Here is a 12,537-nt window from a genome sequence, read left to right on the forward strand (position 1 = left end):
ACGACGGGCCCGGCACGGTACGCCGCGGTCAGGCGCCCTGCCCCTGGTTCTGCATCAGGCCACCGTCCATGAAGTACGTCGAGCCGGTCACGTAGTCGGCGTCGTCGCTGGCCAGGAAGACCGCCAGCTTGGCGATCTCGCCGGGCTCCGCGGCACGCTTCCACGGGATGCTCTGCACCTGCTCCTCCAGGTACTTCGGGTTGTCGATCGCCTCCTGGTTGAACGGGGTCAGCACCATCCCCGGCCCGATGTTGTTGACGTTCATGCGCATCGGGGCGACCTCCAGCGCGAGGCTCTTGGCCAGCTCCAGCATGCCGCCCTTGCTGGAGTCGTAGTCCGCGCCACCGGCCCGGGCCACCTCCTGGTGGACGGAGGTGATGTTGATGATCTTCCCCTGGCCGCCCTCGTCGCGGCGGTGCCCCACGAACCGCCGGCAGCAGAAGAACATCCCGTACAGGTTGGTGCGGATGCACCGGTCCCAGGTCTCGGTGTCGAGATCGGCCACGGGGATACCGGAGGCGTCCACGCCCGCGTTGTTCATGAGGATGTCCAGCCGGTCGAACTCGGCCAGCGCCTCGTCGAACATGGCCTCGACCTGGTGCTCGACGCTGATGTCGCCCTGCACCACGACGGCCCGCTGGCCGGTCTTCTCGATCTCGGCCTTCGTGTGGTTCGCCCCGGCGTGGTCGTGCAGGTAGTGCACCACCACGTCGGCGCCCTCCCGGCCGAACTCGATGGCCGTGGCCTGTCCGATACCCGAGTCGGAGCCGGTGATCAGGGCGGTCTTCCCGGTGAGCCGTCCGGTCATGAGCGTGCTCCTTCCGTCCGTCCCGTACCGGCCGGCACGGGTTGCCGCGGTCGGCCCGCGGCCTCGCGGCGCCGCTCCATGGCCTCGGTGAGGTGGCCGGCGGCGTTGATCAGCCCGATGTGGGAGAACGCCTGCGGGAAATTCCCCAGGTGCTCCCCGGTGACCTGGTCGATCTGTTCGGCGTACAGGCCCAGGTCGTTGACCCGGCCGGCGAGCTGCGCGAACAGGTCGCCGGCCCGGTCCACCTCGCCGGCCAGGGCCAGGCAGCCGACCAGCCAGAACGAGCAGATGACGAATCCCGCCGGATCGTCGTCCCAGCGGCGCAGCAGGCCGCCCCGGGACAGCCGGCGTTCGACCACGTCCATCGTCGAGCGCATCCGCTCGTCGTCGGCGGGCAGGAAACCCACCAGCGGCATGATCAGGACCGAGGCATCGAGGTGGTCGGAGCCGAACGCCCCGGTGTACGCGCCGATCCGGTCGTTCCAGCCCCGGGTGAGCACCGCCGCACGGACCTCGTCGCGGGCCGCCGCCCAGCGGGCCACGTCGGACGGCTCGCCCAACCGGAGACCGAAACGCACCGCCCGGTCCAGCGCCGTCCAGCACTGCACCTTCGACGAGACGTAGTGGCGTTCGGCGTCCCGGGCCTCCCACATGCCGGCGTCCGGCTTCCGCCAGGTGACGGTCGCCTGGTCGGCCAGCGAGCGCAGCAGGTGCCGCACGTCGGGCATCATCGGGTCGAGGTAGTGCCGCATGAGCCAGGCCGCGTCGAGGACCTCGCCCAGCACGTCGGTCTGCCGCTGCTTCCAGGCGTCGTTGCCGACGAAGACCGGCCGGCTGTCGGCGTACCCGGGTAGGTGGTCGAGGGTGTGCTCGGTGAGGTCCCGCTCGCCCTGGACGCCGTACATGATGGGCACCGGCTCGTCACCGATCCGGCCCATCGCCCGCGCCACCCAGGCGAACTGCCGATCGGCCTCGTCCGGGCAGGCCGCACGCCACAGCGCCTGGAGGGTGAGGCTGAAGTCCCGAACCCAGACGAAGCGGTAGTCGTAGTTGCGGTCGCCCCCGAGTTCCTCCGGCAGCGAGGTGGTCGCCGCGGCGACGATTCCACCGCTGGGCCCGTAGGTCATCCCCTGCACGACGAGGGCGCTGCGCCGGACCACGTCGCGGAACAGCCCCCGGTAGTGGTCCCGGTGCAGGTCCGCCCAGGAGCGCCAGCCGGCGACCGCGTCGGCGACCACCCGGTCGGCGTCGGGCAGGTGCGGCGGTGCCGCGTCGTAGGTCGGCGCGTACCCCAGGGTGAACTGGTACGTCTCACCGGCCCGCACCGTGAACGTCGCCGAGGCGTTGCCGTCGCCGCAGGTCAGCGGCACGTCGCCGCGCAGGCTGAGGTGGCAGGCGCCGGCGGTCGCACCGATCGCCCCGTCGGTCTCCACCAGGTACGCCATGACCCGGCCGTACTCGAACCGCGGCTGGTAGTCCAGCCGCACCGCCACCGCTCCGGACAGGCCCTCCACCACCCGCCCCAGGACGCGCGGTGAGCGCAGGCCGATGTCGTGGCCCCGCGCACCGGGTTCCAGCGCGAGCGCGTCGGTGACCGCCACCGTTCCCTGCCCGGTGGTGAAGACGGTCCGCAGCACGAGCGTGTCGTCCAGGTAGGACCGGTCGGTGGTGAAGGTCCCCACCGGCCGGATCGACCAGTGCCCCGCGTCGTCGCCGAGCAGCCGGCCGAAGACCGACGGTCCGTCGAACCGTTCCGGACACCACCAGTTGACCGACCCGGCCCGGTCCACCAGGACGGCGCTGCGTCCGTCCGCCAGGAAGCCGTGTTCGCTGATCCTCCCGCTGTCCACGGCGGTGCCTACCCGGGCCGCAGGGGCGACATTCCCGCAATGACCGGGTGACCCGGCGTTACCGCCCGACGAGCGGGGGAACATCCGTGGTTGACGAAGGAGGATGCTCATGACCACACCGTCGAGTCCGACCTCGGCCTGGCGGCCCGGCATGCCGGGCGGCGACACCCTCCCGTCCGGTCCCGCGGGCCGCCCCGCCGCGCCGAGCGGCGACGGGCACGGCCCGGAGACCGGTTCACCCACCGTGACGATCGGGTCGTACCCGGACTATCCGTCCGCGCAGCGGGTGGTCGACCATCTCGCCGACAACCGGTTCCCGGTGGAGCACACCGCGATCGTCGGCACGAACCTCACCCTGGTGGAGACGGTTCTCGGCCGGATGAGCACGGCACGCGCGGCACTGGTGGGCGCCGGCAGCGGCGCCTGGTTCGGTCTCTTCATCGGACTTCTGTTCGGGATCTTCACCGTCGGCAACTGGATCGCGGTGATCCTGGTCGGCCTGGTCATCGGTGCTATCTGGGGCGCGGTGTTCGGGGCGGTCACGCACGCGATGACCGGGGGGCGGCGGGACTTCACCTCGGCCAGTTCCCTGCGCGCCGGCCAGTACGCCGTCACGGTGGACGCCCAGTTCGCCGAGCAGGCCCGGCAGTTGCTGGGCCGACTGCACCTGGGCGCCGGCCAGCCGAGCGCCCGCTGACCGACCTACCGAACGGCCGCCCCGGCACCACGCCGGGGCGGCCGTGTCGTGTACGCCTCGAGGGCGGCAACTTCGGGGAAGGTGCTGGCTGCGGTGCGAGGGAGGGGACATCCTCCCCGAAGTTGTCCCCTCCTGGCCGACGAGGAGGGACCCAGGCGGCGGGGTTGAGGCGGTCCGTTCAGATTCGAAGGGTTGCCTAGGGGTTCGGGGATGTGGCCTTGCTGTGCAGCTTGGGGATGGTTGTTAAGTTTTGAAATAGTGCTACTCTTGGGCACGTGACCGAGAGCCTGGAGCCGGACCGACTGACCGCCTGGCGGGCCTACATAGAGGCCAGCCAGCGGCTGTTCACCCACCTGGAGGAGGACCTGCGTGTCGCGAGCGAGCTGAGCTTCGCCGACTACCACGTGCTGGTGCTGCTCTCCGAGGCGCCGGGCCAGCGGCTGCGGATGGGCGAGCTGGCCAGCCGCCTGGTGTTCTCGCCGAGCCGCCTGACGTACCAGATCTCGTCCATGCAGAAGCGTGGGCTGGTCGCGAAGGAGGCCTGTCCGGCGGATCGCCGGGGCAGCGAGGCGGTACTGACCGCCACCGGGCTGCTCACCCTGCGGGAGGCCGCGCCACACCACCTCGCGTCGGTCCGCAACCGCCTGATGGACGACCTCGACGACACCGAGGTCGCCTGCCTCACCCGGATCTTCGAACGGCTCGGCCGGCGCCTGCGCGCCGAGCGGGACGCGTCGACCCTCACCAGCGACAGCCAAGGAGCCTGAGATGCCCGCGATCACCGTCGACAACGTCCTCGTCCTGCCCCGCCTGCCCCGGCTCGACGAGTCCACCGCCTTCCGGCCGGTCCGCCGGCTGACCACCGCGCCCAGCGGCTACGAGGGTGAGGGCTTCCCGGTGCGCCGGGCCTTCGCCGGGGTGCCGATGACCGAGCTGGACCCGTTCATCCACCTGGACCAGATGGGCGAGGTGGACTACGCGCCGGGCGAGCCGAAGGGCACCCCGTGGCACCCGCACCGCGGCTTCGAGACCGTCACCTACATCATCGACGGCATCTTCGACCACCAGGACACCCACGGTGGCGGCGGCACCATCACCGACGGCGACACCCAGTGGATGACGGCCGGCAGCGGCCTGCTGCACATCGAGGCGCCGCCGGAGCACCTGGTGATGAGCGGCGGGCTCTTCCACGGCACGCAGCTCTGGGTCAACCTGCCCCGGGTCGCCAAGATGACCGCCCCGAAGTACCAGGACATCCGCGGCCGGGAGTCGGCGCTGCTGACCACGCCGGACGGCGGTGCGCTGATCCGGGTGATCGCCGGTGAGGTCGCCGGGCACCAGGGTCCGGGCTCGACCCACACCCCGATCAGCATCACGCACGTGACGGTGCAGCCCGGCGCCCAGGTCGACCTGCCCTGGAACCCGGACTTCAACGCCCTGGTGTACGTCCTGGGCGGTCGGGGCACGGTGGGCATCGGACGCCGGCCGTTCCACACCGGCCAGCTCGCGGTGCACGGCCCCGGTGACGCCCTGCGGTTCGCCGCCGACGCCCAGCAGGACGGCAACACCCCGGCGCTGGACCTCTACATCATGGGTGGCCGGCCGATCCGGGAGCCCGTGGCGCACTACGGCCCGTTCGTCATGAACACCCGCGACGAGCTGCTCAAGGCGTTCGAGGACTTCCAGGCCGGCAGGCTCGGCGTCATCCCCGCCGAGCGGCTGCCGCACACCGACGGGCAGGGCCCCCGCCCCTGACCGTCCCGAGGCAGGACAACGGTGGGCGCCCCGATCTACTCGGGGCGCCCACCGCCGTGTCGGGGCCGCCTAGGAGACGGCGAATATGCCGGCCACGCCCAGGATCACCATCACCAACACGGCTACCACCGCACCCCGCTCCCCCTCCACCGCCTGCTCGCGGTACTCGGTCACGGAGTTCGTCGTCTCGCCGGGCATGGTGTGGCCTCCTCGCGTTTGCGCGTCGTCGTCGTGTGGGTATCGCCGGGGGCAGCCGTCCAGGTCACCGTGGTGCCGACGGCGTACGAGCCCTCAGCGAGGGTCGTACCGTGAGGACGTCGTCGACCTCAGGAGGGCTGGACCGTTGACGCTGCAGGAGTGGTTCCTCTCCGCGGGCGAACGCGCCAACCCACGGTCAGAGTTACCCGTATGGACCAGTGGAAACCTTGCCGAGCCGTTAATTCACGGTGCCGATTACTTCGACCGGCTGGTGGACGAGGTGCAGGCGCTGGAGGCCGGCGACCACCTCTTCTTCACCGACTGGCGGGGTGACCCGGACCAGCGGATGCGGCCCGACGGGCCCACCGTCGCCCAACTGTTCGCCCAGGCCGCGCAGCGCGGCGTGGTGGTCAAGGGGCTCGTCTGGCGGTCCCACCTCGACGCGTTGGCGTACAGCGAGGATGAGAACCGGAACCTCAGCGAGACGATCTCCGCCGCCGGCGGCGAGGTGCTGCTCGACCAGCGGGTCCGCCGGGGCGGCTCGCACCACCAGAAGCTGGTGGTGCTGCGCCACCCGCGCGCGCCGGAGCGGGACGTCGCCTTCGCCGGCGGGATCGACCTGTGCCACAGCCGCCGCGACGACGCCGACCACGCCGGCGACCCCCAGGTCGTGGTGATGTCCGCCCGGTACGGTGACCGGCCGCCCTGGCACGACGTGCAGCTCATGGTGCGCGGCCCGGCGGTCGGGGCCCTGGACACCAGCTTCCGGGAACGGTGGACCGACCCGATGCCGCTGGACTCGGAGAACCCGATGGCGTACGTGCGGGATCGCTTGCGCGGCGCGGACCTGCGCCCGGACCCGCTGCCCGACCAGCCACCGCCCCCGCCGCCCTGCGGCCCGCACCACATCCAGGTGCTGCGCACCTACCCGGCCGTCCGGCCCCGGTACTCGTTCGCCCCCGACGGCGAGCGGACGGTGGCCCGGGGTTACACCAAGGCGGTCCACCGGGCCCGCCGGCTGATCTACCTGGAGGACCAGTACCTCTGGTCGACCGAGGTGGCCGAACTCTTCGCGCAGGCCCTGCGGGACAACCCGGACCTGCACCTCATCGCGGTGGTCCCCCGCTTCCCGGACGTGGACGGCCGGCTCGCGCTGCCACCGAACACGGTCGGCCGGGAGCAGGCGCTGTCCCTGTGCGAGAAGGCCGCCCCGGACCGGGTGCACATCTTCGACCTGGAGAACCCCGCCGGGCAGCCGGTGTACGTGCACGCCAAGGTCTGCGTGGTCGACGACGTCTGGGCGAGCGTGGGGAGCGACAACTTCAACCGCCGGTCCTGGACGCACGACAGCGAGCTGTCCTGCGCGGTCCTCGACGAGACGCGTGACGAGCGGGCTCCGGTGGACCCGGCCGGGCTGGGCGACGGCGCCCGGGTCTTCGCCCGGGACCTGCGCCTGCGGCTGCTGCGCGAGCACCTGGACCGCGACCCGGCCGGCGGCCAGGACGACGACCTGCTCGACCCGGCCGACGCGACAGCGGCCGTCGTCCGGGCGGCCGACGAGCTGCAACGGTGGTACGACTCCGGGCAGAGCGGCCCCCGACCACCGGGCCGGCTTCGGCCCCACCGGGCGGAGCGGTTGCCCTGGTACACCCGGGCGTGGGCGTTGCCGGTGTACCGGCTGGTCTACGACCCGGACGGCAGGCCGCTGCGGGCCCGTCGCGCCGGCACCTGGTGAGCGGCCGGGCCGACCTGCGCCGGCACCGCCGCGCCCTTGTGCACGCTGAGACCGCCCGGGTAGGCGAACGAGGCCCGCGGTGAGTAGAAGCCGTACGGGATGGTCAGCGGGTTCTCGGGGCGCAGCGCGTACGTCGGGTGCGTCGGGTCGAGGAACTCCACCGACTCGATCACGAACGGGTCCACCGGCTCCGCGACGTACGGGTAGACGGCGCTGAGCAGTTCCCCGTGGCGGGCGGTGAAGTAGCGGTGGTGACCGCTGCTGATCGCCCGGCCGGCCTCGCCGACCTGGCAGTGGGCGCGGATCACCGGGATGCCACCAATCTCGGTCTGGGCGACCAGGTATCCCCGTTCCGTCTCGATGGTGGTACGCCCCAGGACCGCGGGGGCGCCACGGGCCGCCGCGTACGCCCGCACCCGCTCGCTGGAGGTGACGTACGTCGTCCACCAGCCGCCGGGGCTGTTCCCGCCGGGGGCGTCGGCCCCGCTCAGCGACACCCCGATGTAGGTCAGGGAGTACGCCCCGAAGCCGGAGGTCTGCGACTCGTCGTCGACGACGTACTGGTTGAGGAAGACCTGGCGATCCGGTCGGGGGGCGAGCCCCGCCGGCACCAGCGCCGCGACCGCGTCGTGGTCCGCCGGCAGCCAGCTGAAGAAGAGCGTGCGGCTGTTGACGACCAACTGGGGCAGGGCGGGGTCGAGCACGGGGCCTCCGAATGAGTGGTACCCGCGACGCTACGGCTGGTCCCGTGGACGGGACAACGACGGAAAGTCGACACCCGGAGCCTGTTATCCGAGGTCAGGGGGCCACCCGGCCGGGTGTCACCGACCGACCGGAGCGGCCCGTCGGTTGTCCGGTCGAGGCGGGAAAGCCGTTAGCGGGGTCACAATCGAGAGGGTTTTTGCCCCTTTCACGTTCTTGCTGACCGAAAATCACTTAAGTACATCGTACTTTCGGCTAGATTTTGGCGAGACGATCAGGCTAAGGTGACTCCCGAACGGACATCTGAAGCTAAACCAAAGCGTCACGTCTTTTATCCGCGGACGAGGTGCAGGGAGGACCACCCATGACCGCGCCAACGATCAGCGAACAGGCGACCAAGGCCGTGCAGAGCACCACGGAGAAGCTCGACCCGCGCGCGCTCACCGACAGCGCTGCCGACCTGCTGAACGCGATGGCGGCACTGCCGGCCAACCACCCGTCCCGCGCCGCGCTGCGCGACAAGGCGATCGAGGCCTGGCTGCCGCTCGCCAACCACCTCGCCCACCGCTACAGCGGTCGCGGCGAACCCACCGACGACCTCGCGCAGACCGCCGCCGTCGGCCTCATCAAGGCCATCGACAAGTTCGACCCGTCGCGCGGCGTCGACTTCGCCGGGTACGCGATCCCGACCATCATCGGTGAGCTGAAGCGCCACTTCCGGGACCGCACCTGGGACATCCGGGTGCCCCGCCGCCTCCAGGAGCTGCGGCTGGCCATCTCGGACGCGAACAGCTCGCTGCTGCAGTCCCTGGGCCGCTCCCCGACGGTCGCCGACATCGCCGCCCACCTCAAGCTGACCGAGGAAGAGGTCCTGGAGGGCCTGGAGGGCGCCCGCGCCTACAACGCGGTGTCGCTGTCCACCCCGACCGGCGACGGCGACCGGGCCACCGAGCTGGGCGACATGCTCGGCGGCGAGGACGGCGAGTTCGAGCTGGCCGAGCTGCGGGTCGCCCTCGGCCCGGCGCTCGCGACCCTCGACGAGCGTGAGCAGAAGATCCTCACCCTCCGCTTCTACGGCAACCTGACCCAGTCGCAGATCGCCGAGCAGATCGGCGTCTCGCAGATGCACGTCTCCCGGCTGCTGGCCCGTGCGCTGACCAAGCTGCGGGGGCAGCTCGACGGCACGTACTGAGGGGGTGGTGGGACGATGGCCGGGTCGGCGGGCCCGGCCATCGTCGTGTCCGCGTCCAGCCGGTGCGAGACTGGGCCGTGCTCTCCGACGTGCGCCTGGACCTGCCGGTGCGGCCCGTGCTGCCGGCGCTGGTCGCGGCACTGCGGTCGGCCGGCGCCGGAGTCCTGGTGGCACCGCCGGGCACCGGCAAGACCACCCTCGCTCCCCTGGCGGTCGCCGACGAGGTGACCGGTCGGGTGCTGGTCGCGCAGCCACGCCGGATCGCCGCCCGCGCCGCCGCCCACCGGATGGCCGCCCTGCTGGGCGAGCGGGTCGGCGAACGGGTCGGGTACGCGGTCCGGGGCGAACGGCGGGCCGGTCCCCGCACCCGCGTCGAGGTGGTCACCACCGGTCTGCTGGTCCGTCGGCTGCACCACGACCCGGAGCTGGCCGGCACCGGCGCCGTGCTGCTCGACGAGGTGCACGAACGCCAGCTCGACGCCGACCTCGCGCTCGCCTTCGCCGTGGAGGCCCGGTCCGCGCTGCGTCCGGACCTGTGGCTGCTGGCGATGTCCGCGACCCCGGAGGCGGACCGGTTCGCCGCCCTGCTCGGCGGGGACGGTCCGCCGGTGCCGGTCGTCCGGGCGTCCTCGGCGCTGCACCCGGTGACCCGGATCTGGGCACCGCCACCGCGACCGGTCGCGGCACCGGCCGGCCGGCCGGTCGACCGGGGGCTCCTGGACCACGTCGCGGCCACCGTCCGGCGGGCGCTGCGGGAGCGCGACGGTGACGTCCTGGTCTTCCTGCCCGGCGCCGGGGAGATCGCCGCCGTCGCCGGCCGGCTGGCCGACCTGCGCGCCGAGGTGGCGGTCCTGCCGCTGCACGGCCGTCAGCGGGGCGCCGACCAGGACGCCGCACTGCGCCCGGCCGACCGGCGGCGCGTCGTGCTGGCGACCGCGGTGGCGGAGAGCAGCCTCACCGTGCCGGGTGTGCGGGTGGTGGTCGACGCGGGGCTGTCCCGGGTGGCCCGGATGGACCTGTCCCGGGGGCTGGGCGCGCTCGTCACGGTGCCGGTGTCCCGGGCCGCCGCCACCCAGCGCGCCGGACGGGCCGGCCGGGAGGCCCCCGGGTACGTCTACCGGTGCTGGTCGCCGGCCGTCCACGAGCGGCTGCCCGCCCAGCCGGAACCGGAGATCGCCACCGCCGACCTGACCGGGTTCGCCCTCGAACTGGCCGCCTGGGGCGCACCGGACGGCGCCGGGCTCGCCCTGCCCGACCCGCCGCCCCCGTCGGCGATGGCGGTGGCCCGGGAGACCCTGCGCACGATCCGGGCGGTGGACGACGATGGCCGGATCACCGACCGGGGGCGGGCCGTCGCCGCCGCCGGGGCGCATCCGCGCCTGGCCCGGGCCCTGCTCGACGGTGCCGACCGGGTGGGTCCGGAGCGGGCCGCCGAGGTGGTCGCGCTGCTGGCCGAGGACGGCCTGACCGGGAACGGCGACGACCTGACCGCCGCGTGGCGCCGGCTCCGCGCGGGCACCGACCCGGGAGCCACGGCGCGCTGGCGCGCGGAGGTACGCCGCCTGCGCGCCGCCCTGCCCCCGGCGGCCCACGGGTCGCCGCGGCGGCACCGCGAGCCCGGCTCGACGGGCACCACCGCCCGGGGTGCCGCCCCGCTGACCGACGACCTGGCGGCCGGGCTGCTGGTCGGCCTGGCGTACCCGGAACGGCTGGCCCGGGTGCGGCGGCCGGGCGGCTCGGCGTACCTGATGAGCGGTGGGACCGCCGCGGAGCTGGCGGCCGGGTCGGGCCTGGCGGGCGCGGACTGGCTGGCCGTCGCGGTGGCCGACCGCTCGCCCGGTGCGCCGACCGCGCGGGTCCGCCTGGCCACGCCGGTCGACGAGGCGACCGCGCGGGAGGCGGGCGGACCGCTGCTGCGCGAGGTACGCGAGGTGGCGTGGTCCGGCACCGACGTGGTGGCCCGGACGGTGGTCCGGCTCGGCGCGGTCGAGTTGGTCGAGCGCCCGCTGGACCCGGCCCCGGACGAGGTGTCGGCGGCGCTGGTGGACGGCCTGCGGCGTACCGGCACAGGCTTGCTCACCTGGACCCCGGCGGCCCGGGCGTTACGGGAACGGCTGGCGTTCTGTCGGCGCGCGCTGGGCGACGGCTGGCCGGAGGTGGACGACGCGGCCCTCGTCGACGCGGCGCCGGTCTGGCTCGGACCGGAGCTGGCCACCGCCCGGCGTCGGGCCGACCTGGCCCGGATCGACGTGGCCGCGGCCCTGCGCCGGCTGCTGCCCTGGTCGGCGGCGGCCCGCCTGGACGAGCTGGCGCCCGAGCGGATCACCGTGCCCAGCGGGTCCCGGGTCCGGGTCGACTACGCCGATCCGGACGCGCCGGTGCTCGCGGTGAAGCTCCAGGAGACCTTCGGCTGGCGGGAGGCGCCCCGGGTGGGCGACGGCCGGGTACCGGTGCTGCTGCACCTGCTCTCCCCCGCCGGCCGGCCGGTCGCGGTGACCGCCGACCTGGCGTCGTTCTGGCGCACCGGCTATCCGCAGGTGCGCGCCGAGCTGCGCGGACGCTACCCCCGCCACCCCTGGCCGGAGGACCCGACGGACGCGGTGCCGACCCGGCACGCGACGCCGCGACGCCGCTGAGGAACGCGGGTCACTCCTCGACGACGTCGGCGATCACGGCGGTGATGTTGTCCGGGCCGCCGGCCCGCAGCGCCAGGTCGATGAGCTTACGGACGCACTCGCCGGCCTGCGGGTGGGCGGCGAGCACCTCGGTGAGGGTGTCCGGGCGGACGACGTTGGACAGGCCGTCGCTGCACAACAGCCACCGGTCGCCGGCCCGGGGCACCATCGTGGCGTAGGACGGGTTGACGTCGTCGCCCTGCAACGCCTGGGTCACCACGGCCCGCCGGGGATGGCTGCTCGCCTGGTCGGCGGTGATGACCCCCTGGTCGACGAGCATCTGCACGAACGTGTCGTCGCGGGTGACCTGCTTCAGCACCCCCTCCCGGTACAGGTAGGCGCGGGAGTCCCCGACATGGGCCAGAGCCAGGCAGGTGCCCGTGCGGGCGAAGAGCAGGGCGGTCAGGGTGGTGCCCATGCCCTGCCGCTCGGGGTCCTCGGCGACCGCCTGGCGGATGCGCGCGCCGGCCTGCTGGATGGCGCTCTGCAGCGCGGCGACGAGAGCGTCCTCCGGGGTCTCCACGTCCAGCGGAGCGACCGTGTCGATCGCGATGGCGCTGGCCAGGTCTCCGGCCGCCATCCCGCCCATGCCGTCGGCGACGGCGACGAGCCAGGTTCCGGCGTGCAGGGCGTCCTGGTTGCCACTGCGGATCAGCCCACGGTCGCTCGTTCCCACGGAACGCAGCTTCAGGGTCATGGGAGGCAGCCTGCCAGGCGGAGGGTCGAGTTGTCTCTAGGAGATCACGACCGAGCCCGCGGGGCGCGGCGAATCTCACTGTGGACCGCCCACGATTTCATCAGACCTGGTCGATTGACAGGGACCCCGGGCACTGGGAACATCGGGGCGATACCTGGGAGCGCTCCCAGGTATCGGCCCCCACCAGCAGTGCCACCACCAGCGCCTCACCCGTCCCGGAAGGACTAC

General features: G+C 73.2%; 10 protein-coding genes. 6 read left to right on the forward strand and 4 right to left on the reverse strand.

What is annotated here, in order from left to right; genetic code table 11:
* Positions 1 to 28 precede the first annotated feature (28 nt).
* Positions 29 to 808 (reverse strand): glucose 1-dehydrogenase, encoded by a 780-nt coding sequence (locus ACIBR0_RS20430; RefSeq protein ID WP_396717804.1) that lies wholly within the window; start codon positions 806 to 808, stop codon positions 29 to 31.
* Positions 805 to 2,658 (reverse strand): glycoside hydrolase family 15 protein, encoded by a 1,854-nt coding sequence (locus ACIBR0_RS20435; RefSeq protein WP_396717806.1) that lies wholly within the window; start codon positions 2,656 to 2,658, stop codon positions 805 to 807. The genes ACIBR0_RS20430 and ACIBR0_RS20435 overlap by 4 nt, the downstream gene beginning before the upstream one ends.
* Before the next feature lie 109 nt (positions 2,659 to 2,767).
* On the opposite strand from ACIBR0_RS20435, the gene ACIBR0_RS20440 reads away from it, so the two are divergent.
* The 4 genes from ACIBR0_RS20440 (at position 2,768) to ACIBR0_RS20455 (ending at position 7,043) form a co-directional block, all read left to right on the forward strand.
* Positions 2,768 to 3,355, forward strand: coding sequence for a general stress protein (locus ACIBR0_RS20440; RefSeq protein WP_396717809.1), 588 nt, complete (start codon positions 2,768 to 2,770; stop codon positions 3,353 to 3,355).
* 275 nt (positions 3,356 to 3,630) lie between these two features.
* On the forward strand, positions 3,631 to 4,122 hold the full coding sequence (locus ACIBR0_RS20445) for a MarR family winged helix-turn-helix transcriptional regulator (RefSeq protein ID WP_396717811.1): 492 nt from the start codon (positions 3,631 to 3,633) through the stop codon (positions 4,120 to 4,122).
* A gap of 1 nt (position 4,123) precedes the next feature.
* On the forward strand, positions 4,124 to 5,110 hold the full coding sequence (locus tag ACIBR0_RS20450; RefSeq protein WP_396717814.1) for a pirin family protein: 987 nt from the start codon (positions 4,124 to 4,126) through the stop codon (positions 5,108 to 5,110).
* A gap of 343 nt (positions 5,111 to 5,453) precedes the next feature.
* Positions 5,454 to 7,043 (forward strand): phospholipase D family protein, encoded by a 1,590-nt coding sequence (locus ACIBR0_RS20455; protein WP_396717817.1) that lies wholly within the window; start codon positions 5,454 to 5,456, stop codon positions 7,041 to 7,043.
* Here ACIBR0_RS20455 and ACIBR0_RS20460 read toward each other — a convergent pair.
* The gene (locus tag ACIBR0_RS20460) at positions 6,992 to 7,747 is read right to left on the reverse strand and encodes a hypothetical protein (RefSeq protein WP_396717819.1); all 756 of its coding nucleotides are present in this window, start codon (positions 7,745 to 7,747) and stop codon (positions 6,992 to 6,994) included. The two genes, ACIBR0_RS20455 and ACIBR0_RS20460, sit on opposite strands and share 52 nt — an antisense overlap.
* 362 nt (positions 7,748 to 8,109) lie before the next feature.
* On the opposite strand from ACIBR0_RS20460, the gene ACIBR0_RS20465 reads away from it, so the two are divergent.
* Complete coding sequence (locus ACIBR0_RS20465) at positions 8,110 to 8,937, forward strand: SigB/SigF/SigG family RNA polymerase sigma factor (protein WP_396717821.1); 828 nt, start codon at positions 8,110 to 8,112, stop codon at positions 8,935 to 8,937.
* Between the two features lie 77 nt (positions 8,938 to 9,014).
* Positions 9,015 to 11,573 (forward strand): ATP-dependent helicase HrpB, encoded by a 2,559-nt coding sequence (gene hrpB / locus ACIBR0_RS20470; RefSeq protein WP_396718052.1) that lies wholly within the window; start codon positions 9,015 to 9,017, stop codon positions 11,571 to 11,573.
* A gap of 10 nt (positions 11,574 to 11,583) precedes the next feature.
* Here hrpB and ACIBR0_RS20475 read toward each other — a convergent pair whose 3' ends face one another.
* Positions 11,584 to 12,309: a protein phosphatase 2C domain-containing protein gene (locus ACIBR0_RS20475; protein WP_357037382.1), complete on the reverse strand. Its 726-nt coding sequence runs from the start codon at positions 12,307 to 12,309 to the stop codon at positions 11,584 to 11,586.
* Positions 12,310 to 12,537: the final 228 nt, after the last annotated feature.

This window comes from Micromonospora sp. NPDC049497 (assembly GCF_044465805.1).
Taxonomy (GTDB): domain Bacteria; phylum Actinomycetota; class Actinomycetes; order Mycobacteriales; family Micromonosporaceae; genus Micromonospora.

What these genes read in the sequence shown, in the direction of transcription:
- ACIBR0_RS20430 (WP_396717804.1), bottom strand. Translation starts at nt 808, where the DNA reads ATGACCGGACGGCTCACCGGGAAGACCGCCCTGATCACCGGCTCCGAC.
- ACIBR0_RS20475 (WP_357037382.1), bottom strand. Translation starts at nt 12,309, where the DNA reads ATGACCCTGAAGCTGCGTTCCGTGGGAACGAGCGACCGTGGGCTGATC.
- ACIBR0_RS20450 (WP_396717814.1), top strand. Translation starts at nt 4,124, where the DNA reads ATGCCCGCGATCACCGTCGACAACGTCCTCGTCCTGCCCCGCCTGCCC.
- ACIBR0_RS20465 (WP_396717821.1), top strand. Translation starts at nt 8,110, where the DNA reads ATGACCGCGCCAACGATCAGCGAACAGGCGACCAAGGCCGTGCAGAGC.
- ACIBR0_RS20440 (WP_396717809.1), top strand. Translation starts at nt 2,768, where the DNA reads ATGACCACACCGTCGAGTCCGACCTCGGCCTGGCGGCCCGGCATGCCG.